This is a genomic window from Pseudomonas sp. R28(2017) (assembly GCF_002112505.1).
GTDB lineage: Bacteria > Pseudomonadota > Gammaproteobacteria > Pseudomonadales > Pseudomonadaceae > Aquipseudomonas.
Genome location: NZ_NEHW01000003.1, coordinates 141067 through 163060 on the forward strand (window position 1 = coordinate 141067; position 21994 = coordinate 163060).

At 64.3% G+C, this 21994-nt stretch carries 21 protein-coding genes; 7 read left to right on the forward strand and 14 right to left on the reverse strand.

What is annotated here, in order from left to right; genetic code table 11:
* The first annotated feature begins 49 nt into the window (after positions 1 to 49).
* Positions 50 to 1114 (forward strand): tRNA epoxyqueuosine(34) reductase QueG, encoded by a 1065-nt coding sequence (gene queG / locus CAF78_RS06130; RefSeq protein WP_085676760.1) that lies wholly within the window; start codon positions 50 to 52, stop codon positions 1112 to 1114.
* A 151-nt stretch (positions 1115 to 1265) separates the two neighbouring features.
* On the opposite strand, the gene CAF78_RS06135 is transcribed toward queG, so the two are convergent.
* Positions 1266 to 1877 (reverse strand): trimeric intracellular cation channel family protein, encoded by a 612-nt coding sequence (locus tag CAF78_RS06135; RefSeq protein ID WP_003249516.1) that lies wholly within the window; start codon positions 1875 to 1877, stop codon positions 1266 to 1268.
* A 91-nt stretch (positions 1878 to 1968) separates the two neighbouring features.
* The gene (gene orn, locus CAF78_RS06140; protein WP_054887871.1) at positions 1969 to 2511 is read right to left on the reverse strand and encodes an oligoribonuclease; all 543 of its coding nucleotides are present in this window, start codon (positions 2509 to 2511) and stop codon (positions 1969 to 1971) included.
* Between the two features lie 141 nt (positions 2512 to 2652).
* On the opposite strand from orn, the gene rsgA reads away from it, so the two are divergent.
* Positions 2653 to 3684, forward strand: a complete 1032-nt coding sequence (gene rsgA / locus CAF78_RS06145) for a small ribosomal subunit biogenesis GTPase RsgA (protein ID WP_027920739.1) — start codon at positions 2653 to 2655, stop codon at positions 3682 to 3684.
* A 114-nt stretch (positions 3685 to 3798) separates the two neighbouring features.
* Positions 3799 to 4278, forward strand: coding sequence for a TIR domain-containing protein (locus CAF78_RS06150; protein ID WP_085676759.1), 480 nt, complete (start codon positions 3799 to 3801; stop codon positions 4276 to 4278).
* A 31-nt stretch (positions 4279 to 4309) separates the two neighbouring features.
* Here CAF78_RS06150 and motB read toward each other — a convergent pair whose 3' ends face one another.
* Together motB and motA are read right to left on the reverse strand one after the other, a co-directional pair.
* Entirely contained in the window at positions 4310 to 5344 is a 1035-nt protein-coding gene (gene motB, locus CAF78_RS06155; RefSeq protein WP_085676758.1) for a flagellar motor protein MotB, read from the reverse strand.
* A gap of 3 nt (positions 5345 to 5347) precedes the next feature.
* Positions 5348 to 6199, reverse strand: a complete 852-nt coding sequence (motA, locus tag CAF78_RS06160) for a flagellar motor stator protein MotA (protein WP_079229923.1) — start codon at positions 6197 to 6199, stop codon at positions 5348 to 5350.
* Between the two features lie 130 nt (positions 6200 to 6329).
* Between motA and CAF78_RS06165 the strand changes: the two genes are divergently transcribed.
* From CAF78_RS06165 to asd, 3 genes are read left to right on the forward strand one after another with little or no spacing between them, the layout of a single operon-like run.
* Positions 6330 to 7865, forward strand: a complete 1536-nt coding sequence (locus CAF78_RS06165) for an HDOD domain-containing protein (protein ID WP_085676757.1) — start codon at positions 6330 to 6332, stop codon at positions 7863 to 7865.
* 44 nt (positions 7866 to 7909) lie between these two features.
* Positions 7910 to 8737, forward strand: a complete 828-nt coding sequence (locus tag CAF78_RS06170; protein ID WP_085676756.1) for a rhodanese-like domain-containing protein — start codon at positions 7910 to 7912, stop codon at positions 8735 to 8737.
* The gene (gene asd / locus CAF78_RS06175) at positions 8734 to 9597 is read left to right on the forward strand and encodes an archaetidylserine decarboxylase (RefSeq protein WP_085676755.1); all 864 of its coding nucleotides are present in this window, start codon (positions 8734 to 8736) and stop codon (positions 9595 to 9597) included. The genes CAF78_RS06170 and asd overlap by 4 nt, the downstream gene beginning before the upstream one ends.
* Before the next feature lie 53 nt (positions 9598 to 9650).
* Here the strand turns inward: asd and serB are convergent, their stop codons facing one another.
* Positions 9651 to 10865, reverse strand: coding sequence for a phosphoserine phosphatase SerB (gene serB, locus CAF78_RS06180; RefSeq protein WP_085676754.1), 1215 nt, complete (start codon positions 10863 to 10865; stop codon positions 9651 to 9653).
* Positions 10866 to 11000: 135 nt separating this feature from the next.
* On the opposite strand from serB, the gene CAF78_RS06185 reads away from it, so the two are divergent.
* Complete coding sequence (locus CAF78_RS06185) at positions 11001 to 12458, forward strand: AhpA/YtjB family protein (RefSeq protein WP_085676753.1); 1458 nt, start codon at positions 11001 to 11003, stop codon at positions 12456 to 12458.
* A gap of 146 nt (positions 12459 to 12604) precedes the next feature.
* On the opposite strand, the gene CAF78_RS06190 is transcribed toward CAF78_RS06185, so the two are convergent.
* From CAF78_RS06190 to CAF78_RS06230, 9 genes are all read right to left on the reverse strand, one after another.
* Positions 12605 to 13315, reverse strand: a complete 711-nt coding sequence (locus tag CAF78_RS06190) for a membrane integrity-associated transporter subunit PqiC (protein WP_085676752.1) — start codon at positions 13313 to 13315, stop codon at positions 12605 to 12607.
* A gap of 175 nt (positions 13316 to 13490) precedes the next feature.
* Positions 13491 to 15749 (reverse strand): DNA topoisomerase IV subunit A, encoded by a 2259-nt coding sequence (parC, locus tag CAF78_RS06195; RefSeq protein WP_085676751.1) that lies wholly within the window; start codon positions 15747 to 15749, stop codon positions 13491 to 13493.
* 10 nt (positions 15750 to 15759) lie between these two features.
* Positions 15760 to 16278: a TIGR02281 family clan AA aspartic protease gene (locus CAF78_RS06200; RefSeq protein ID WP_085676750.1), complete on the reverse strand. Its 519-nt coding sequence runs from the start codon at positions 16276 to 16278 to the stop codon at positions 15760 to 15762.
* Entirely contained in the window at positions 16275 to 17261 is a 987-nt protein-coding gene (locus CAF78_RS06205; protein ID WP_085676749.1) for an esterase-like activity of phytase family protein, read from the reverse strand. The genes CAF78_RS06200 and CAF78_RS06205 overlap by 4 nt, the downstream gene beginning before the upstream one ends.
* On the reverse strand, positions 17258 to 19162 hold the full coding sequence (gene parE / locus CAF78_RS06210) for a DNA topoisomerase IV subunit B (RefSeq protein ID WP_085676748.1): 1905 nt from the start codon (positions 19160 to 19162) through the stop codon (positions 17258 to 17260). The genes CAF78_RS06205 and parE overlap by 4 nt, the downstream gene beginning before the upstream one ends.
* Positions 19163 to 19197: 35 nt before the next feature.
* On the reverse strand, positions 19198 to 19806 hold the full coding sequence (locus CAF78_RS06215) for a YqiA/YcfP family alpha/beta fold hydrolase (RefSeq protein WP_085676747.1): 609 nt from the start codon (positions 19804 to 19806) through the stop codon (positions 19198 to 19200).
* 146 nt (positions 19807 to 19952) lie between these two features.
* The gene (gene cpdA / locus CAF78_RS06220; RefSeq protein WP_085676746.1) at positions 19953 to 20756 is read right to left on the reverse strand and encodes a 3',5'-cyclic-AMP phosphodiesterase; all 804 of its coding nucleotides are present in this window, start codon (positions 20754 to 20756) and stop codon (positions 19953 to 19955) included.
* Between the two features lie 85 nt (positions 20757 to 20841).
* Positions 20842 to 21294, reverse strand: a complete 453-nt coding sequence (locus CAF78_RS06225) for a DUF1249 domain-containing protein (RefSeq protein ID WP_027920723.1) — start codon at positions 21292 to 21294, stop codon at positions 20842 to 20844.
* Complete coding sequence (locus CAF78_RS06230; RefSeq protein ID WP_085676745.1) at positions 21285 to 21902, reverse strand: NUDIX domain-containing protein; 618 nt, start codon at positions 21900 to 21902, stop codon at positions 21285 to 21287. The genes CAF78_RS06225 and CAF78_RS06230 overlap by 10 nt, the downstream gene beginning before the upstream one ends.
* Positions 21903 to 21994 lie beyond the last annotated feature (92 nt).

Sequence of the window (21994 nt, forward strand, 5' to 3'; positions counted from 1 at the left end):
AATGTCTGGCAGAATTATACGCACCTGAGCCCGTATTGCCTGCCCATCCATGTCCGCCTGCACCCCTGACCTCGCCCAACTGGCCCAATCCATCAAGATCTGGGGCCAAGAACTCGGTTTTGCTCACGTCGGCATCGCCGGTGTCGACCTTGGCGAACACGAACAGCACCTGCAACGCTGGCTCGACGCCGGCTACCAGGGCGAAATGGAGTACCTGGGCGCGCATGGCAGCAAACGCGCCCACCCCGACCAGCTGATTCCCGGCACGGTACGCGTGGTGTCACTGCGCATGGACTACCTGCCCGGCGACACGCAGATGGCGCAACGCCTGGCCCAGCCGGAAAAGGCCTACGTCTCGCGCTACGCCCTGGGCCGCGACTACCACAAGCTGGTGCGCAAGCGCGTGCAGTTCCTGGCGGACCGCATCCAGGAAGCGATCGGCCCGTTCGGCTACCGCGCCTTCGTCGACAGCGCCCCGGTGCTGGAGAAGGCCCTTGCCGAACAAGCCGGGCTGGGCTGGATCGGCAAGAACACCCTGCTGCTCAACCGCAAGGCCGGCAGCTACTTCTTCCTTGCCGAACTGTTCGTCGACCTGCCGCTGCCGGTGGACGAGGCGCATACCAGTGAACACTGCGGGCGCTGCCAGGCGTGCCTGGACATCTGCCCGACCCAGGCTTTCGTCGGGCCGTACGTACTGGATGCACGGCGCTGCATTTCCTACCTGACAATCGAGTTGCGTGGGCCTATTCCGGTCGAATTGCGTTCCATGATGGGCAACCGCGTGTTTGGCTGCGATGACTGCCAGATCGCCTGCCCATGGAACCGCTTTGCCAATTTCAGCAAGGAACAGGACTTCCAGCCACGGCATGGGCTGGAAAATGCCGAGCTGGCTGAAATGTTCCTGTGGGACGAGCGCACTTTCTTGCGCAGGACCGAGGGCGGGCCATTGCGCCGGGCGGGATATGAGCGGTTCTTGCGCAACCTGGCGGTGGGGCTGGGTAATGCGCCCTCGACGATTCCTGTAATCGAGGCGCTGAAGGCAAGGCGCGAAGATGAGTCGGAGCTGGTGCGCGAGCATGTGGAGTGGGCGCTGGACCGGCACGGCATCCACTAGCCCCCGCCATACTCTGCTTACAAAGCCTGCGCGATCCTTGTGGGAGCGGGCTTGCCCGCGAACACCGGCGAAGCCGGTGCCACCCACCGAGTCGCCTGCTTCGCGGGCAAGCCCGCTCCCACAGAGACCGCGTAGCCCGTGAACCTTGCAATTACTGCTGGTCGTTGTAGTGGAACTTGGGCATTTCCCAATGGAAACGGATTGCCAGCAAGCGCACCAGAAAACCACCGAACAAGGTCAGCAACATCGCCTGCTCCGCCGGGACCTTGAAGTACACGCAGCCCAGATAGAACCAGGCCGCCGCGAACGACACGCTGGCATAGAGTTCGCGACGGAACACCAGCGGGATGTCGTTGCAGAAGATATCCCGCAGGATCCCGCCAAACACTCCGGTAATCACCCCGCTGATTGACGCCACCAGCATGCCCTGCCCCATTTCCAGCGCGGTCATGCAGCCAATCAGGGTAAAGGCCACCAGGCCCAAGGCATCCAGCACCAGGAACAGCGAGCGCAAACGGCGCATCATCGGCGCAATGAAAATCGTCAGCAGCGCAGCGAAGCTGGTCAATACCAGGTATTCCGGGTGCTTCACCCAGGTCAGCGGGTAATGGCCCAGCAGCACGTCACGCACCGAACCGCCCCCCAGGGCGGTCACGCAGGCAATCAGCACCACGCCAAACCAGTCCATGCCTCGGCGGCCGGCGGACAGGGCACCGGTCATGGCTTCGGCGGTGATGGCGATCAGGTAGAGCATCAACAACATGGCGCGGGTCCGTGCGGGAAAGGCGCGCAGTCTAACCAGTTGCCGGAGGCACCAAAAGAGGGCGCGAGCACAATATCGGCGCCCTTTCGGCTCATACCTTGATGAAATGCTCGCGGTAGTGACGCAGTTCGGCGATCGACTCGCGGATATCGTCCAGCGCCAGGTGGGTGCTGCCCTTCTTGAAGCTGTCACGCACGTCCGGCGCCCAGCGCGCCGCCAGCTCCTTCAAGGTGGAGACATCGAGGTTGCGATAGTGGAAGTAGTTTTCCAGGCCGCGCATGTGGCGGTAGAGGAAACGGCGGTCCTGGCAGATGCTGTTGCCGCAGATCGGCGACTTGCCTTTCGGCACCCATTGCTCGAGGAAGGCGATGGTCTGCGCCTCGGCTTCGGCCATGCTGATCTTGCTGTCGCGCACGCGCTGGGTCAGGCCCGAGGCGCCATGGGTGCGGGTGTTCCACTCGTCCATGCGCGCCAGCACTTCGTCACTGTGGTGGATCGCGATCACCGGGCCTTCGGCCAGGGTGTTCAGTTCGCTGTCGGTGACGATGGTGGCCATCTCGATGATGACGTCGTGGTCCGGGTCCAGGCCGGTCATTTCCAGATCGATCCAGATCAGGTTCTGTGGGTTCTGCATGAAGGGGCTCCTCGTATAGGCCGTCATATTAGCCTAGCGACGCCGGCCTGCGCATGCGCGGCGCAAAGGTAACCAGAATGGTCAGCGAGCTGGCGTGCTAAACTGCCTGCCGTTTTCAACTTGCCCCACCTTGGAAGGTCCATGGCCAAACGCCAGCTCAATCGTCGCCAGAACTGGCGTATCGAAAAAATCCAGAACGAACGCGCCGCTCGCGCCGCCAAACGCGAGCAGCACGTGCTGCAGGAGCTGGAGGGCGGTGACCTGGGGCCGGAACAACTGGGCCTGGTGATCGCCCACTTCGGTGTGCAGGTCGAGGTGGAGGCCCAGGACGGCGAAGTCGCCGGCCAGGTATTCCGCTGCCACCTGCGGGCCAACCTGCCGGCGCTGGTCACTGGCGACCGCGTGGTCTGGCGCGCCGGCAACCAGGGCATCGGCGTGATCGTCGCGCAGATGCCGCGCAGCACCGAGCTGTGCCGGCCGAACAACCACGGCCAGCTCAAGCCGGTCGCGGCCAACGTCGACCTGATCGTGATCGTCTTCGCCCCGGCACCGGAGCCGCACCCGAACCTGATCGACCGCTACCTGGTGGCCGCCGAGCACGCCGGTATTCGCCCGCTGTTGCTGCTGAACAAGGCCGACCTGATCGACGCCGAGAACGGCCCGGGCCTGCACGCACTGCTCGAGGTCTACCGCGAACTGGGCTACCCGCTGCTGGAAGTCTCCGCGCACCACGGCGATGGCATGCAGCGCCTGCAGCAGATGCTCGACGGTCACATCAGCGTGTTCGTCGGCCAGTCGGGCGTGGGCAAGTCGTCGCTGGTCAACAGCCTGCTGCCGGATGCCGGCACCCGCGTCGGCGACCTGTCCGAATGGTCCGGCCAGGGCCAGCACACCACCACCACGGCGCGCCTGTATCACTTCCCCAACGGCGGCGACCTGATCGACTCGCCGGGCATCCGCGAATTCGGCCTCGGCCACGTCAGCCGCGACGACGTGGAAGATGGCTTCATCGAGTTCCGCGACTTGTTCGGCACCTGCCGCTTCCGCGACTGCAAGCATGATCGCGAGCCGGGGTGCGCGCTGCTCAAGGCCCTTGAAGATGGCCGCATCAAGCCGCAGCGGATGAACAGCTACCGCTCGATCATCGCCAGCCTGCCGGAAGACAGCTACTGATTTGTAGGAAATGTTACCGGAGCGCGTAGGACGCCTCCGGTTTTCCTGCCATCTATTGCCCTGCCCCTCGCTTTCCCTGAAGGTCATGACTTCCTATCAGGGAGGGCAACCGCCATGCCGGTTTTCATCAGTTACCGCCACGAAGAGCGGCTTGACGCCTTCATCCTCAACGAACGCCTGCTACTTGAAGGCATCACCGCGCAGCTGGTGGAATTTGACGCCAGCGGGCAGCCCCGCGAAGACGCCCATGGCAGCGCCTGCCAACAGATAAACGATGCCACCCACTGGATCGGCCTGCTACCCGCAGCGGCTTGCGATGACTGGTGGACAGCCCGGCTACTGGAAGCTGCGGTAACAGCCAATCGACGGGTGAGCTTCTACCACAGAGGCGGCGGCGAGTTGCCCGAGCACCTTGGCAGGTGGCCAGTGATGCGCGAACGGGCGCATATCGACCTGTTCGTGCGGGCCTACCACGATGAATGCACCTTTCAGCGCGCAATGATTCTGCCGGCAGAGCGCGGCTCACGTGTCGACCGGGACAATGCCGATTTCTTTCATGCCGATCTCAAGGCCAAGATCAGGCGGGGGTTTTGAAACTTTTGGGGCTGCCTGGCAGCCCCAGCGGTTACTGATCCTTCTGCTCATCCATCTTCAAGGTCCCATCTTCGAAGATGTTCAGTTTCTGGCGCAGTTCGCGCGGCTGCATCGGCGCCTCGGCAGCAGCATCACCTGCCGCCGGTGCTGCCGGGGCCGCCGCCCCAGGCGCTGCACCTGGTGGCGGAGCCGGCTGGGCTGGCGCCTCGGGCGCGCCCTGCTCACCCTCGATATTGCGCTGCGCCTTCTTGGTCAGGACGATGATATCGATGCGGCGGTTGACCGGGTTGAACGGGTTCTTGCGGTCGAACAGCGACGACGAGGCATACCCGACCACCCGCGCCACCTGTTCATCCGGGTAGCCGCCGGCAACCAAGGCACGCCGGGCGGCATTGGCGCGGTTGGCCGACAGCTCCCAGTTGCCGAAGTCGCCAGTGCCGGAGTACGGCTTGGCATCGGTGTGGCCACTGATGCTGATCTTGTTCGGCACAGCCTTGATGGTGTCGGCCATGGCCAGCAGGATGTCTTCGAAATATGGCTGCAGGCGCGCGCTGCCGATGTCGAACATCGGCCGGTTCTCGGCATCCATGATCTGGATGCGCAGGCCGTCCTGAGTGATCTCGAACAGGATCTGGTCCTTGAACTTCTGCAGTTGCGGATTTTCCTCGACCTTGTTCTGCAGCTCTTGCAGCAGCAGTTCGAGGCGCTCGCGCTCGACCTGTTCGGCCATGGTCTCGACCTGGTCCTTGTCCAGCTGGATGCTGGTGTCAGGCGTAGGCTCGGACTTCTGCTCCGGGTTGATGGTCTTTTCCGGCGCCAGCTGCGGCGAGCCACCCAGGTCGATGATGTAAGGCGTGCCACTCTCGGAAAAACCGATCGGGTCCTTGAAGTAGCCGGCAATGGCGATCTTCTGTTCAGGCGTGGCCGTGGATAACAGCCACAGCACCAGGAAGAACGCCATCATCGCCGTGGCGAAGTCGGCGAAGGCGATCTTCCAGGCGCCGCCATGGTGCCCGCCACCGAAGCGCTTGACGCGCTTGATGATTATCGGCTGATTGTTCTCCATGACTCAGCGACCGCGAACCGCTTGTTCCAGCTCGGCGAAGCTTGGGCGATGCTTCGGATACAGCACCTTGCGCCCGAACTCGACGGCCAGCGAAGGCGGCATGCCGGACGCCGAAGCCACCAGCGAGGCCTTGATCGATTCATAGAGGTTGAGCTCTTCCTTGGCATCGTGCTCAAGGCACTTGGCCAATGGGCCGAAGAAGCCATAGGCCGCGAGAATACCGAAGAAGGTACCGACCAGTGCCGCACCGACGTGCATGCCGATGGCCTTCTGGTCGCCATCGCCGAGCGACGCCATGGTCACCACGATACCCAGTACCGCCGCCACGATACCGAAGCCGGGCATGCCGTCGGCGATACCGGTGACCGCGTGCGACGGGTGCTCGAGCTCTTCCTTCATGCTCAGCAGCTCCATGTCGAACAGGCCTTCCAGCTCATGGGGCGCCATGTTGCCGGTCGACATGATGCGCAGGTAGTCACAGATGAACGCGGTCATGCGCTCGTCGCCCAACACTGCCGGGTACTTGGCGAAGATCGGACTGGCTGCGGCGTCTTCGATATCGCTCTCGATCGCCATCATGCCTTCGCGGCGGCTCTTGTTGAGGATTTCGTACACCAGGCCCAGCACTTCCAGGTAGAAAGCATGGGAGAAGCGCGAGCCGAACATCTTCATCGACTTCTTGATTACATGCATGGTCATGTAACCGGGGTTGGCCTGCATGAAGGCGCCAAAGGCTGCACCGCCGATGATCAGCACTTCGAACGGCTGGATCAGCGCCGCGATCTTGCCGTGGGAGAGTACATATCCGCCGAGCACGCTCGCGAATACGACGATGATGCCGATAATTTTAGCCATAGGTTCAAAGCACTTGCTGTCGTGGTCAGGGTGAGGGACGGGAGCTTTAAAACTCTTCTTCTACTTATCGGCAGAACTGCGCCAGACTATAGCCACTCAAAGCGAAAAGCCAGTTCGGACTGATGTCAAAATGCCAATGGAATCCAAGGTGCCCACTCAGAATCCGCGTACGCTAGAAGCCTGGGTCAAGCTGCTCGACGGTGTTCGTGTACCGGTCCCGAAGCAGAGTTACGACCGGGTCATGAGCGCGATCAACGACAGTCGCCGCTCGTTGCGCGACATCGCCGAACTGATGCAGGACAGCCCCGCCCTGGTGCTGTCGGTGATGCGCGAGGCCAACCACCCCGCCAACGCCAGCCAGGCCGAGCCCGCGGAGAGCCTGGAAGTGGCCCTCAACCGCCTGGGCCTGGCACGCAGCAAGGAGCTGCTGATGCGCCTGCCGGCCCTGCCGGAAGACGACATCCCGCCAGTGCTGCGTCAGTTCCTGTTGATCAGCCAGCATGCTGCACAACAGGCCAGCGGCTTGTTCGCCAGCCGCCTGGCGCGCCTGTGGCAGGAGATCCACTGGGGCAGCCTGCTGTTCCTCGCCCCCCTGTGGCCGTTGGCCCTGGCCCATCCCAAGCTGCTGGACGCCTGGGAGCTGCGGGTCATCCACAAGGGCGAAACCGCAGCCGACGTGGAGAATGAACTGTTCGGCGTGCGCATTTTCGCCCTGTGCCAGGCCATGGCCGAACACTGGCGCTTGCCCAAGTGGGTGACCCAGGGCTATCGCCTGCTGCTCGAAGAGCGCGACCAACTGGCCCTGGTGCTGAGCATCGCCCGCGAAGAAGACCTGCTCAGCCAGCAGCATCGCCTGGACGAAGCACCCGGCTTGCGCCGCTGGTTCAACGAACCGGCCAATACTGTGCTGCTGGCCAACAACCTGGCGCTGGCGGCGCAGGTGGGCTGGGACAACCCGCATCTGCTGCGCTGGCAACTGCTGACCGCGCTGTACCTGCAGACCTCGCTGGAAGACGTGCAACAGCAGGTTCACCAACAAGCAGCGGCCAGCGCCCGGCGCCACGCCCGCCATGCCCTGTTCCACCCCGCCGAGGCGCTGATCTGGCCCTGGGACCAGCGTCGCCCGCACCCGGACATGCTCACCCCGCCACCACCGCCCAGCGAGGCGCTCGGCCGCTGGCGCAAGCTGTGCCAGGAGCTGCTGGCACAACCCAGCCCCTTCACCAATGCCGTGCACCTGGCCACCCATGCGCGCGAAGCGCTGCAAGCCTGCGGGATGCAGCGCATCATGCTGCTGAGCCTGGACAAGGCCGCCGACTGCCTGCGCGTACAGCAGATCGCTGGCCTGCCCAAGGAAGCCGGAGGCATCGCCCTGGACATCGAGCAGAACAAACTGCTGCAAAAACTGATGAGCAAGGTTGGCCAACTGCGCCTGACGCCCGAGAACCACACCCAGTTCTCGGCGCTGCTGCCGGCACCGCTGCGTGCGCTGTTCCACAGCGAACACCTGTTGCTGCGCTCGCTGGGCGTCGGCGACCAGGTGCTGATGCTGGCGGTGGCCGACCAGGGCGGCAAGCCCCTGGCCGATGTCAGCGTGCAGGCCTTCGGCAAGACTTCGCAATGTATCGAACGCGCGCTGGCGGTGTTTGCCAACCGCGGCGCCTGAGCCATGCGCTACAATCGCCCCTCTTTCCACTCTGGAGAACGTGGATGACTGACTTTTCCGGCCTGCCTTTGGTGATCGAAGCCGCAGACCTGCTGCCGCGCCTGGATTCGCCCCAGTTGATCCTGGTCGACCTGAGCAGCGCCAACCGCTATGTCAGCGGGCACATCCCCGGCGCCCGCTTCGTCGAGGGCAAGCGCACCCAGCTTGGCCAGCCTCCGGCGCCAGGCCTGCTGCCGGCCCTGGCCGACCTGGAAAAACTGTTCAGCGAACTCGGTCACCGCGACGACGCCGTCTACGTGGTGTACGACGATGAAGGTGGCGGCTGGGCCGGCCGCTTCATCTGGCTGCTCGATGTCATCGGCCATGCGCGCTACCACTACCTCAATGGCGGCATCCAGGCCTGGCCGGCAGACAAGCTCTCCACCGATGTGCCGGTACCCGGCAGCACGCCTGTGCACCTGCAACTGCACGGCGAACCGACCGCCACCCGCGAGTACCTGCAAAGCCGCCTGGGCGCCGACGACCTGGTGATCTGGGACGCCCGCGGCCCGCAGGAATTCAACGGCGAGAAGGTCCTGGCCGCCAAGGCCGGGCACATTCCCGGCGCCATCAATTTCGAGTGGACGGCCGGCATGGACCTCAACGATCACCTGCGCATCCGCACGGACATCGCGCAGGTGCTCGAGCAACTGGGCATCACCCCGGACAAGGAAGTGATCACCCACTGCCAGACCCACCGCCGCTCCGGTTTCACCTACCTGGTGGCCAAATCCCTCGGCTACCCACGCATCAAGGCTTATGCCGGCTCGTGGAGCGAATGGGGCAACCACCCGGACACGCCTGTCGAAGTTCAAGGACAATCAACGCAATGAAATCCCGTCTGTTCATCCTCAGCCAGTACCTGCTGCCGCACCACTTGTTGTCGCGCCTGGCTGGCTGCATCGCCGAATGCCGTGCACGCTGGTTCAAGAACGCCTTCACCGCCTGGTTCGCCAAGCGTTACCAGGTGAACATGAGCGAAGCGCTGGTCGAAGACCTCACCGCCTACGAGCACTTCAACGCCTTCTTCACCCGCGCCCTGAAGCCAGGCGCTCGCCCGCTGGACGAAACTCCCGGCGCCATCCTTTGCCCGGCCGACGGTGCCGTCAGCCAGCTGGGCCCGATCGAGCACGGTCGTATCTTCCAGGCCAAGGGCCACAGCTTCAGCGCGCTTGAGTTGCTCGGCGGCGACCCGGCGCTGGCCGCACCGTTCATGGGGGGCGAATTCGCCACCATCTACCTGTCGCCGAAAGATTACCACCGCGTGCACATGCCGCTGGCCGGCACCCTGCGCGAGATGGTCTATGTGCCGGGCCGCCTGTTCTCGGTCAACCAGACCACCGCCGAAAACGTCCCGGAGCTGTTCGCCCGCAATGAGCGCGTGGTGTGCCTGTTCGATACCGAGCGCGGGCCGATGGCCGTGGTGCTGGTCGGCGCCATGATCGTCGCGTCGATCGAGACCGTTTGGGCCGGCCTGGTCACGCCGCCGAAGCGTGAGCTGAAGACCTTCCGCTACGACGAAGGCAGCCGTGCGCCGATCCATCTGGAGAAAGGCGCCGAACTGGGCCGCTTCAAGCTGGGTTCGACCGCCATCGTGCTGTTCGGGCCGGAGCAGGTGAAATGGGCCGAAAACCTGGGTGCAGCTTCGGCTGTGCGCATGGGTGAATTGCTGGCCAGCCCAGCCCAGGCTTGACCCTGGACAAAAAAAAAGGCCCTGCATCAGCAGGGCCTTTTTTTATCCGGCGATCAGCCGCGGGCGTCGCGGTCGCGCAGGCCCAGCAGGTACAGCACGCCATCCAGCCCGAGGGTGGAAATCGCCTGCTTGGCCGACTGGCGCACCAGCGGCTTGGCGCGGAAGGCCACACCCAGGCCGGCCAGCGACAGCATCGGCAGGTCGTTGGCGCCATCGCCCACGGCGATGGTCTGTTCCAGCTGCAGGCCTTCTTCACTGGCCAGCTGCTGCAGCAGGTCAGCCTTGCGCTGGGCATCGACGATAGGCTCCACGGCCACGCCGGTCACCTTGCCATCGACCACTTCCAGTTCGTTGGCGAACACGTAGTCGATGCCCAGGCGCGCCTGCACCTGTTTGGCGAAGTACGAGAAGCCGCCGGACAGGATCGCCGTCTTGTAGCCCAGGCGCTTGAGCTCGGCGAACAGGTTCTCGGCACCCTCGGTCAGGCGCAGGGAAGCACCGATCTCGTCGAGTACGCCGACATCCAGGCCCTTGAGCAGCGCCATGCGCTCCTTGAAACTGGCGCGGAAGTCCAGCTCGCCACGCATCGCCCGCTCAGTGATCGCGGCAACCTGCTCACCCACGCCGGCCGCCTTGGCCAGTTCATCGATGACTTCCGCTTCGATCAGCGTCGAGTCCATGTCGAATACCGCCAAGCGGCGGTTACGGCGGAACAGGTCGTCTTTCTGGAACGCGATGTCGATGTTCAGCGCTTCGGACAGCGCGAAGAAGTCGGCACGCAATGCCTGGGCATCGCTCGGCACGCCGCGCACGGAAATTTCCAGTGCCGCCTTGCCCGTCTCGCTCGAAGCGCCCAGGGCAACCCGCGCCGACAGACGCTCGATACGTTCGATGGTCAGGCCGTACTGGCTGATGACGGCGCTGACGCGTTGCAATTGCTCGGGGGTGATCTTGCGGCTGAGCAGGGTGACGATATGCCGTGCTTCGCCCTGGGCATCGGCCCAATGCTGGTAGTCAGCTTCGGAAATCGGCGTGTAACGCGCTTGCAGGTTCAGCTCGTGGGCCTTGGACTGCACGCTCTGCAGCAGGCTGGTCGCCACTTCATTGTCCGGGATATCGACCAAGATGCCGAACGACAGGGTGCCGTGCATGACCGCCAGGCCGATGTCGAGGATGTTCACACCGCCCTGGAGCAGGACGCCGGTAATGGCGGCGGTGAGACCGGGGCGGTCCTCACCGGTGATGTTGATCAGAACGATTTCGCGCACAACCTGGCTCCGACTTCGATGAAAAATGCGCATTCTACCGATTTTCCATGACCATCGGGCGCCAACTCCACTTTGCCGACAAAACACTGCTCGCTATACTGCCCAACACTTTTATGCCATTAAGAGCCGAGCTCTGTGAACCGGCCCACGCCCGTCAAAACCGACAACTTCTTCATCATGATCTTCCGAGCCCTGCGCCAACGTCGCGTGCCCCTGGCACTGCGCATCGCCACCACCAACATTTTCCTGGTGGCGCTGGCGCTGGTGATATACGCCTGCGTGATGGGCCTGCAGTTCAAGCAGGCCATGCACGAGCAGGCTGACGCCCTCGGCCAGAGCCTGACCACCCAGACCGCCACCTCGGCAACCGAGTTGCTGGTGTCCAACGACATCCTCAGCCTCAATGTGCTGCTGGGCAACCTGGTGAAGAACCCGCTGGTGGCCCATGCGGCCATCTACAGCGTGGACAACCGCATCCTCGCCGAGGCCGGCCAGCGCCCGCGCAACAGCCTGCTGGGCGAAGCCGAAGGCCTGTACCAGACCAAGATCACGTTCCAGGACGTGACCGCCGGTCAGCTGCGCATCAGCCTGGACATGAGCCAGTTCCAGCAGCCGATGCTGATCAGCCTGCAGAGCATGGGCATCCTCGCCGCCATCCTGCTGGCGCTGGCGCTGAGCCTGAGCCTGCGCCAAGGCCGCCACATCACCCTGCCGCTGCTGCAGCTGCGGGTGTGGCTGCGTGACCCGCACCCTTACACCCCGGCCATCGACCGCCAGGACGAAATCGGCGACATCGCCCGCCAGTTGCACGCCCGCCTGGCACCGCCACCTCCGCCCGAGCCGGAACCGGAGGAGGAGGAAGACGAGTTCGACGAGTTGCACGACGAAACCCCAGCCAAGCCCGCACAGCGCGCCAGGGCGGTGGTCCAGGCGGACGAGGACGACGACGAGGCGTTCGCCGGGCTGCTGGACGACGAGGAGCAACCGGCGGCCAAACCTGCCGTGGTCGAATCCGACGAACCACAGAACACCGCCGTGCTGGCCGTTCAACTGGGCTCCCAGGAGCAGTTGCGTCGCCTGCCACGCACGCGCCTGACCGAGCTGCTGGAACGCTACCGGGGCTGCCTGGAGCAGGCGGCATCGCTGTATGAAGGCGACGTCCACACGCTCAACGATGGCAGCACCCTGGTGCTGTTCCACAGCCGCGACTGTGGCGAGGATTACCTGACCAACGCCATCTGCTGCGGCGAGCTGCTGCGGGCGCTGGGCCATGCCCTGCAGATCGAAGTGGCCGACAGCGGCATCACCCTGCAACTGCAGCTGGGCCTGGCGCTGGGCGATGACTTGCAAGGGCTGGAACAGGTCGACCTGCTGATGGCCGAGAAGGCCCAGGACGCCCTGGCGCTGTCGCAGCACAGCCGCAACCTGCTGCTTGTCGAGCGGCAGATCAGTGATGACGAGCTGATCCGCAAGCGCGCCCGTATTCGCCCGATTGCCAGCCCTGAAGGGGCTTGCTGTGTGGAACGGTTGATGGAGCCTTACCCATCGATGCTGGAACGCCAGCTGGCGCGGATGCACGAGCGCCGGGCCTGATATCCAGGGGGCCGCTTTGCGGCCCATCGCCGGCAAGGTCGGCTCCCACAGATGCAGCACAAGGCTCGAGCCCGTGGACCCGCGGCGAATCGTAGCCACAAAAAAAGCCCGCTAAGATGCGGGCTTTTTTGTGCCTGGCGGTTCGATCAGAACCGATAGACTTCCATATCGGTGCGAATCGGCGAAGCCATCGGGATCTTCGACTTCTCCGGCTCTTTCTTGACCTGTACCGGTGCTGCCTGCTTCTTCGGTGCTTCTTCAGCAACCGCAGGTTGGTTGGCCAGCGGTTTGACCGCCGTGCTCAACTGCTCGGCCAGCTTCTGCAGCAACTGCCCCTGGGCCTGAACCTGGGACGACTCGCTGCCCTCGTGCGGCTGCTCGAGGTGAACGATACGGTTGTCACGCACATGGCCACGACGGTCGAGCAGGCGCCATTGCGCGTCGAGGATCGCGGGCTGGTTCTTGCCCGAGTCCAGGCGAGTGATCGACAGCAGCACCTGCACGTCCGGGGTGAAGCCGGTGCTGGCCGGAGCCAGCACCACGCGCTGGCTGTCCAGGCGCCAAGCCAGCTGGCGCACCAGCAACTGATCGATGTCCGCCGACAGGCTACCGGCCCAACGACCGTCGGTCGCCGAACTCAGGCTGCCATCGGCCTGGCGCTGCAAGAAGGTTTCGCGCTGCAGATAATCGGCTACCGACACCGGGCCGAGCACCACGGCCATGCCCGCACTCTGCGAAGGCTGGCCAGGATCACCGCTGTCGAGTTGGTACAGGGCAACCGGCTGGTGCATGCTGCACCCGCCCAGCCCCAGCAAACCCGTCATCAACAGCGCAAATGGAAGGCGCAGGAATTTCATTCAACCCATCCAGGCGGTCGCCACCAGGCAAACCGCAGTGATACTCATAGAGATTCAATCGGGCACGCGGCCACGCCGGCACCACAAGCGCACTATCATCCGCGAAATATCGGTCGGACTCCAGCATTTCTGCCTGGAACGGCGCTGAAATTGCCGTTCCAGACATTTCGTCGGATTATGCCGGCCCTTCCACCTGCAAGCTGTCGACCCGCTGGAAGCCGCGTGGCAGCTTGCTGCCGCGCCGGCCACGTTCGCCCTTGTAGTGCTCAAGGTCGTCAGGCTTAAGAGACAGGGTACGCTTGCCGGCTTGCAATACAAGGGTTGCACCCTCGGCGATCACCGCCAGATCGGTGACAAATTCTTCACGACTGGCTACCCGATCACCGGGCACACCGATGATCTTGTTGCCCTTGCCTTTGCCTAGCTGTGGCAGGTCGGAAACCTTGAATACCAGCAAGCGACCTTCGGTGGTCACTGCCGCCAGCCAGTCCTGCTCACGGTTGGCCACCGGGCGCGGGGTCATGACTTTGGCGCCGTTGGGCAAGCTGAGCAGGCCTTTGCCGGCCTTGTTCTTGGCCTGCAGGTCTTCGCCCTTGACCACGAAGCCGTAACCGGCGTCCGAAGCCACCACGTACAGGGCTTCATCGTCTGGCAGCAGCACGCATTCGAACGTGGCCCCAGGCGGTGGCGTCAGGCGGCCGGTCAGCGGTTCGCCCTGGCCCCGCGCCGATGGCAGGGTGTGCGCAGCCACCGAATAACTGCGCCCGGTGGAGTCGATGAGCACGGCAAACTGGTTGGAACGGCCTGCCGCAGCGGCCTTGAAGCCGTCGCCCGCCTTGTAGGACAGGCCGGTAGCGTCGATGTCGTGGCCCTTGGCGCAGCGCACCCAGCCCTTTTCCGAGAGCACCACGGTGACCGGCTCGGTCGGCATCAGCTCGTTTTCCGACAGGGCCTTGGCTTCGGCGCGCTCGACGATTGGCGAGCGGCGGTCGTCGCCATAGGTTTCCGCATCCTTGATCAGCTCGCTGCGCACCAGCTTGCGCAGCTTGGCATCGCTGCCCAGCAGGGCTTGCAGCTTGGCCTGCTCCTTGAACAGTTCGTCCTGCTCGCCGCGAATCTTCATCTCTTCCAGGCGCGCCAGCTGGCGCAGGCGCGTCTCGAGGATGTAATCGGCCTGGATCTCGGTCAGCTGGAAGCGTTCGATCAGGGCCTGCTTGGGGTGCTCTTCGGTACGGATGATGTGGATCACTTCATCCAGGTTGAGGAACGCGGTGAGCAAGCCTTCCAACAGGTGCAGGCGCTTCTCGACCTTGTCCAGGCGGTGCTGCAGGCGGCGGCGCACGGTGTTGGTGCGGAACTCCAGCCACTCCAGCAGCAGCGCGCGCAGGTTCTTCAGCTGCGGGCGGCCGTCGAGGCCGATGATGTTGACGTTGACCCGGTAGCTGCTTTCCAGGTCGGTGGTGGCGAACAGGTGCTGCATCAGTTCGTCGGCATCGACGCGGTTGGAGCGTGGAATGATGACGATGCGGCACGGGTTCTCGTGGTCCGACTCGTCGCGCAGGTCGGCGACCATCGGCAGCTTCTTGGCCTGCATCTGCGCGGCGATCTGCTCCAGCACCTTGGCCCCGGAGACCTGGTGCGGCAACGCGGTGACGACGATGTCGCCGTCCTCGACGCGGTACACGGCGCGCATGCGGATCGAGCCACGACCGCTTTCGTAGATCTTCTGGATTTCCGCACGCGGGGTGACGATTTCGGCTTCGGTCGGGTAGTCCGGGCCCTGGATGTGCTCGCACAGTTGCTCGATGGTGGCCTTGGGCTCGTCGAGCAGGCGCACGCAGGCACTGGCCACTTCACGCAGGTTGTGCGGCGGCACGTCGGTGGCCATGCCCACGGCGATACCGGTGGTGCCGTTGAGCAGGATGTTCGGCAGGCGCGCCGGCAGTACCGCAGGCTCCTGCAAGGTGCCGTCGAAGTTCGGTACCCAGTCGACGGTGCCCTGGCCCACTTCACTGAGCAGCACCTCTGAATAGCGCGACAGGCGCGCCTCGGTGTAACGCATGGCGGCGAACGACTTCGGATCGTCCGGCGCACCCCAGTTGCCCTGGCCGTCGACCAGGGTATAGCGGTAGCTGAACGGCTGAGCCATCAGCACCATGGCTTCATAGCAGGCCGAATCGCCGTGGGGGTGGAACTTGCCGAGCACGTCGCCGACGGTACGGGCGGACTTCTTGTGCTTGGCGTCGGCATCGAGCCCCAACTCGCTCATGGCGTAGACGATGCGTCGCTGCACCGGCTTCAGGCCGTCGCCGATGTGCGGCAAGGCGCGGTCCATGATCACGTACATGGAGTAGTTGAGGTAGGCCTGTTCGGTGAAGTCAGCCAGCGAGCGGCGTTCGACGCCGTCCAGGCTGAGTTCCAGTGAGTCGCTCATGCGGGCCTCGTCATTTCAGGTTCTGGCGCAGCAGCATGGTGCCGCCGCGCTGGGTAAATTCAAGTTGTTTCAGGGCGCTCATGCCCAGCAGCACGGTCTGCCCGTCCAGGCCCGGCACCACCAGCGCGCGCACGTTCTGCAGGCGGATATCGCCCAGTTGCAGGGTGCCCAGCCGGGTGCGGTAGCCTTCGGTACGGCCGTTGGCAGTGCTCAGCACCACCGGGCTGCCGCGCTGCAGGCTCAGGTCGTTGGCCAGCGCCTCGGGGATCGCCACGTCGGTGGCACCGGTGTCGAGCATGAAATGCACCACCTGGCCGTTGATCGCTCCGTCCACCACGAAGTGGCCTTGGCCGTTGCCCAGCAGGCGCACTTCGATGAAGCCGTCACCGTGCGACGACTGCACCTGGGTGTTCGGGTTGCGCTCGTGGTCTTCCCATTGCCCGAAGAAACGCGTGGCAAGGAACAGCCCCGCCGCCCAGGCGACGATCATCAGTACCTTGCCGGCGCGCTTGCCCGGTGGCTGGCTCATGGCGTGGCGCTCCAGCCGCCCTGCGGCGCGTCGAAGCGCCAGACGATCGGCCGGCTTTCGCCATCGGCGCGATCACCATTGTTGTTGTCCAGGCCGATCCAGGCGCCCTTGGCATCGATCACCAGCGCTTCGGCCAGGCCGAACGGTTGGTCGTAGCGGCGTTCCGGCAGCAGCGCCTCGGCGGCGAACGACCAGCACTGCTCGACCTTGCCACTGGCGGCTTCACGCCGGCACACGCGGTAGGCGTTGCGTTCGAGGGTGAACAGCTTGCCCTCGAACCAGGCGAGGTCAGCGAAGTCGCGTGACAGCGCCCGCGGGTTGGGCATCTGTGGCGGCTGCATCTCGACCCCTGCTTCGCTCAGCAATACGCAACTGCGCCCGCAGGTCCACACCGACTGCTGCCGCTCGATGGCCACCAGGCCGCGCCGCTCGCGCTCGGCCGCCAGCCACAGGCGGTCACCGGCCGGGTTGATGGCCAGGCCCTCGAACAGGGCATTGAAGTTGAGCAGCATGCCGCTGGCCCGGGCCTGGCGTACCATCGCCGGGTCGATCTTCAGCCATTCCGGTTCACCTTCGGCTGGCAGTTGCAGCACCGCCGCATGGGCCTCACTGGCCAGGTAAAGGTTACCCGCCTGGTCACAGGTGATGCCTTCGTAATCCAGTTCACCGCCGCGCACGTAGGAGGCCGCCCAGTTGCGCGACTTCAACCCCCACGGCAGGCCGCTCTCGGGCACCGGCGGTGGCGTGAAGGTCAAAGGCTGTGCGCGCCAGACGGCATTCTGCTGGTCGAAGCGGTAGATGCGGTCGTCATCACGATCGGAAACGCCCCACAGCCCGCCCCGGCACTCGGCCAGGCCGGACAGGTTACCACCGCGCATGCCATCGATCGGGTGCTCGGAGGCCAGCTTCAGTTCCGGCCAGTTGCCCGCCAGGCTTGGCAGGGCAACCAACGCCGCACAGGCCGCGACCAGCAGACGTATCAAACCAGGACCTCAGCCAGGTTGCCTTTGGTTTCCAGCCAGTTCTTGCGGTCGCCAGCACGCTTCTTGGCCAGCAGCATGTCCATGATCTCGGTGGTGCCTTGCACGTCGTCCAGGGTCAGCTGGACCAGACGCCGGGTGTTCGGGTCCATGGTGGTTTCACGCAGCTGCGGCGGGTTCATCTCACCCAGGCCCTTGAATCGGGTGACCTGTGGCTTGCCGCGCTTCTTCTCGGCCACCAGGCGGTCGAGAATGCCATCACGCTCGGCTTCGTCGAGGGCGTAATAGATTTCCTTGCCCAGGTCGATGCGGTACAGCGGCGGCATGGCGACGTAGACGTGGCCGGCCTCGACCAGCGGGCGGAAGTGCTGGACGAACAGGGCGCAGAGCAAGGTGGCGATGTGCAGGCCGTCGGAGTCGGCGTCGGCGAGGATGCAGATCTTGCCGTAGCGCAGCTGCGACAGGTCGGCCGCACCCGGGTCGACACCAATGGCCACGGCGATGTTGTGCACTTCCTGGCTGGCCAGCACTTCGCCGCCGTCCACTTCCCAGGTGTTGAGGATCTTGCCGCGCAGCGGCAGGATGGCCTGGAACTCCTTGTCGCGGGCTTGCTTGGCCGAACCGCCGGCGGAGTCACCCTCGACCAGGAACAGCTCGGCGCGCATCGGGTCCTGGCCGGCGCAATCGGCCAGCTTGCCGGGCAACGCCGGGCCTTGAGTGATGCGTTTGCGCTCGACCTTCTTGCTGGCCTTGAGGCGCCGGCCGGCGTTGCTGATGGCCAGCTCGGCCAGCTGCATGCCCAGCTCGGGGTGGGCGTTGAGCCACAGGCTGAAGGCGTCCTTGACCACGCCGGAGACGAACGCCGCGGCCTCGCGGGACGACAGGCGTTCCTTGGTCTGGCCAGAGAACTGTGGCTCCTGCATCTTCATCGAGAGGACGAAGGTGATGCGCTCCCAGACGTCTTCCGGCGCCAGCTTGACCCCACGCGGCAGCAGGTTGCGGAACTCGCAGAACTCACGCATGGCATCGAGCAGGCCTTGGCGCAGGCCGTTGACGTGGGTACCGCCCTGGGCGGTGGGGATCAGGTTGACGTAGCTTTCCTGGACGCTGTCACCGCCTTCGGGCAGCCACAGCAGGGCCCAGTCGACGGCTTCCTTGTTACCCGCCAGGCTGCCGCAGAACGGCTCGTCGGGCAGGCGCTGGAACTCGCTGACCGAGTCGACCAGGTAGGAACGCAGGCCGTCTTCGTAGTGCCACTCGACCTTTTCGCCGCTGGCCTTGTCCTCGAAGCTGACCAGCAGGCCCGGGCACAACACGGCCTTGGCCTTGAGCACGTGCTTGAGGCGGCTGATGGAAAACTTCGCCGAATCGAAATACTTCGGGTCCGGGCTGAAGTACACGCTGGTACCGGTGTTGCGTTTGCCGACCGTGCCGACCACTTCCAGCTCGCTGGCCTTGAAGCCATCGGCAAAGGTCATCTGGTACTCGTTGCCGTCGCGCTTGACGCGCACGCGCACCTGGGTCGACAGGGCGTTGACCACCGAAATACCCACACCGTGCAGGCCACCGGAGAACTGGTAGTTCTTGTTGGAGAACTTGCCACCCGCGTGCAGCTTGGTAAGGATCAGTTCGACGCCCGACACGCCCTCTTCAGGGTGGATATCCACCGGCATGCCACGGCCATCGTCGCTGACTTCCAGCGAATGGTCGGCGTGGAGGATGACCTGCACCGAACGGGCGTGACCGGCCAGGGCTTCGTCGACACTGTTGTCGATGACTTCCTGGGCCAGGTGGTTAGGCCGGCTGGTGTCGGTGTACATGCCCGGGCGTTTACGCACCGGGTCAAGGCCGGAGAGGACTTCGATGGCGTCTGCGTTATAGGCGCTAGCGCTGGGATTGGCCATGGATTCTCGTCGTCAGTCTGGTGAATGCAAAAAGATCAAAATACAGAAAAATCGAGCGCCGCATACTGCTGCCGGGCAATGCCGGCAAAGGCCAGCAGGCCTGGCAGTTGCTCGGCAAAGCCCTGGTAGCTGTGGTCGCCACCGGCCTGGATGCGCAAGGCGCAAGCCCGGTAGTAATGCTCGGCGTGGCGGTAGTCCAGGGTTTCATCGGCGGTCTGCAGCCACACTTGATAGCGGCCAGGGTCGCTCGGCGCCGGCACTTCCAGTTCGGCCAGGGCCTGCACATGGTCCAGGGTCAGCTCCCAACTTTCGCCAGTGTAGTGGTTGCGCTGGGTGCCCAGATAACCGTCGAAGCGCTTGTGCGGGGTGACTGCCGGGTTGACCAGCAGGGCCTTGAGCCCATGGCGCTCGGCCAGATGGGTGGCATAGTAGCCGCCGAGCGAACTGCCGACCAGCAGGGGCGCCCCGAGCTCGGCGATGGCGGCTTCGAGCTGGGCCATGGCCTGGCGCGGGTGGTGGTGCAAGGCCGGGACGCGCAGTTGCTGCGACAGGCCCAGCTGCTGCATGACAGCCTCGAGCTGGCGCGCCTTGGCAGAAAGCGGCGAGCTGTTGAAGCCATGGATATAGAGGATGGAACCCGACATGCTGCCCCCGGAATCTGTGGCTTCGCGCCCGATCTGGCGGGCACAGGGACGCGCAGTGTAGCGCGTTCACCGGGTTTTGGCGCCAGATGGCCAATTTCGCAACAATTTCATCAAAGAGCGGGGGCCGCCGTGCGGCCCCAGGATCTTCAATACCCCGCGCTGTTGAAGTCGAGCTTCACTTCAAAATCAGCGGCCCGCGCCACCCCAGTTTCCAGCTGCCCGTCGGCATGCAACCGCAGCCAGCGATACCCTGGCTGCTCTTCGCTGACCTTGAAGTCCTCGCTGCCTGCAGCGAACTGGATGCAGGTCGACGGCGTGGCCAGCAGTCGCAAGCCATCGCGCAGTTCATCCCACTCCTGGTGGATATGCCCCCAGAGCAACGCCTTCACCTGTGGATAACCGCGCAGGCGCTGCAGCAACTCATCGGCATTGCGCAAACCGATCGGGGCGATCCAGGCGCAACCGATATCCACCGGCTGATGGTGGCAGCACACCAGGCAATGGCGCTCGGCGGCCGACGCCAAGGCTTCATCGAGGATCGACAACTGGTCCTGCTCAAGCAGCCCATGGGTAGCGCCCAGCACCGCCGAATTGAGCATGACCACCCGCCAGCTGCCGATATCGGTCACCGACTGCACCAGCTCTGGCGCGACTTCGGCCATGACCTTGGCTTCATCATGGTTACCCGGCAGCCAGCGGGTCGGCACCGCGATTTCCCGGGTCAGCTCACGGAAAGCTTCATAGGACGCGACACTGGCATCCTGGGACAGGTCACCGGTGCACAACAGCAAGTCGACACGCGGTTGTTCACGGCGCACCTGGGCCACCACGTGGCGCAGGCTGTCGCGGGTATTGAGGCCCAGCAACGTGCCCGCCGGGTTGGCGAACAGGTGGGCATCGGTCAGTTGCACCACATGCACGGGCGCAGGGAAAGGGGCTGGGTGCGGCAACGGCCGTCTCCTCGAACGGATTCTGCACGAATTATGGCGCTGGAACGGTTGCGAGCAAACACTCGAAACCGACCCAGCTCACATTTCAGCGCACACTTGCCAGTTCGTGGCCGCAGGCCAGGCAATGGCTGAGCCATTCGCCGAGGAACAGATTGAGCTGCGCCTTCTCGTCGGGCTGGTGCATGGCCTCGTTGGGGTACGGGTAGATGCTGCGCAGGCGGCGGGTATGCTCGGCGCTGACCACTTCGGCCATGCGCGCATCGTGATACACCTGCACCTCGAGGTGCGGCACCGGCAGCCAGGGCAGGCTGTGCTCCTGGCGCACCCGCAAGGTGGTGGTATAGGGGCAGGCCAGCAGCACATCGAGCACCAGCACGCCAAGCATCTGGTCGCCCTGGGTCATGCCGATGCGCCGCGAACTCTGGGTGGTACGCATATCGGGCAGCAGGCGCATGAGCCGGGCATAGTTGGCCTCGCAGGCTGCCTGCAGCCCGGCCAGATCGACCCGATAACGCTCACGCAAGAGGTTCACTTCCACATACCTCGAACTTCATCTTTGTTCAGCGCCAGCCACTGCAGGCTGATGATGGTCGCCGCGTTGCAGATACGCCCATCGCGTACCGCCTGCAGCGCATCGTCGAACGACCAGACGCGCACGCGGATGTCTTCACCCTCTTCTTCCAGGCCATGCAGGCCGCCAGCGCCTTCACTGGTGCAGCGACCGAGGTACAGGTGCACGTATTCATCACTGCCACCCGGCGAAGGGAAGTAGCGGGTAATCGGCCACAAGGCACCAATTGTCAGCCCGGCTTCTTCCTCGGCTTCGCGATGCGCGACTTCTTCCAGTTCCTCTTCCCTGTCGATCAGCCCGGCAACCATCTCGATCAGCCAAGGGTTGGCGATCTTGTCCACCGCGCCGACACGGAACTGCTCGATCAACACCACTTCATCACGCAGCGGGTCGTAAGGCAGCACACAGACCGCATCGTGACGCACGAACAGCTCGCGACTGATCTCACGGCTCATGCCGCCGGCGAACAATTCATGGCGCAGATGCACCTTGTCGAGCTTGTAGAAGCCCTTGAAGCAGTTGGCCCGCTTGACGATCTCGATCGCCTTGGGCACCGAATTCAACGTGTCTGACATGGAAATCCTCATGACCTCATTTACCGCATCGCGCCATCCTACTCTGCACGGTTGCCCGTTTCACCCCTTTCCGGCAACCGTTCGCGCACTCG

What these genes read in the sequence shown, in the direction of transcription:
- asd (WP_085676755.1), top strand. Translation starts at nt 8,734, where the DNA reads ATGAAATCCCGTCTGTTCATCCTCAGCCAGTACCTGCTGCCGCACCAC.
- CAF78_RS06135 (WP_003249516.1), bottom strand. Translation starts at nt 1,877, where the DNA reads ATGTTGTTGATGCTCTACCTGATCGCCATCACCGCCGAAGCCATGACC.
- parE (WP_085676748.1), bottom strand. Translation starts at nt 19,162, where the DNA reads ATGGCCAATCCCAGCGCTAGCGCCTATAACGCAGACGCCATCGAAGTC.
- CAF78_RS06170 (WP_085676756.1), top strand. Translation starts at nt 7,910, where the DNA reads ATGACTGACTTTTCCGGCCTGCCTTTGGTGATCGAAGCCGCAGACCTG.
- CAF78_RS06190 (WP_085676752.1), bottom strand. Translation starts at nt 13,315, where the DNA reads ATGAAATTCCTGCGCCTTCCATTTGCGCTGTTGATGACGGGTTTGCTG.
- rsgA (WP_027920739.1), top strand. Translation starts at nt 2,653, where the DNA reads ATGGCCAAACGCCAGCTCAATCGTCGCCAGAACTGGCGTATCGAAAAA.
- motB (WP_085676758.1), bottom strand. Translation starts at nt 5,344, where the DNA reads ATGGAGAACAATCAGCCGATAATCATCAAGCGCGTCAAGCGCTTCGGT.
- motA (WP_079229923.1), bottom strand. Translation starts at nt 6,199, where the DNA reads ATGGCTAAAATTATCGGCATCATCGTCGTATTCGCGAGCGTGCTCGGC.
- orn (WP_054887871.1), bottom strand. Translation starts at nt 2,511, where the DNA reads ATGCAGAACCCACAGAACCTGATCTGGATCGATCTGGAAATGACCGGC.
- parC (WP_085676751.1), bottom strand. Translation starts at nt 15,749, where the DNA reads ATGAGCGACTCACTGGAACTCAGCCTGGACGGCGTCGAACGCCGCTCG.
- CAF78_RS06165 (WP_085676757.1), top strand. Translation starts at nt 6,330, where the DNA reads ATGCCAATGGAATCCAAGGTGCCCACTCAGAATCCGCGTACGCTAGAA.
- CAF78_RS06200 (WP_085676750.1), bottom strand. Translation starts at nt 16,278, where the DNA reads ATGAGCCAGCCACCGGGCAAGCGCGCCGGCAAGGTACTGATGATCGTC.
- CAF78_RS06215 (WP_085676747.1), bottom strand. Translation starts at nt 19,806, where the DNA reads ATGTCGGGTTCCATCCTCTATATCCATGGCTTCAACAGCTCGCCGCTT.
- queG (WP_085676760.1), top strand. Translation starts at nt 50, where the DNA reads ATGTCCGCCTGCACCCCTGACCTCGCCCAACTGGCCCAATCCATCAAG.
- CAF78_RS06230 (WP_085676745.1), bottom strand. Translation starts at nt 21,902, where the DNA reads ATGTCAGACACGTTGAATTCGGTGCCCAAGGCGATCGAGATCGTCAAG.
- CAF78_RS06150 (WP_085676759.1), top strand. Translation starts at nt 3,799, where the DNA reads ATGCCGGTTTTCATCAGTTACCGCCACGAAGAGCGGCTTGACGCCTTC.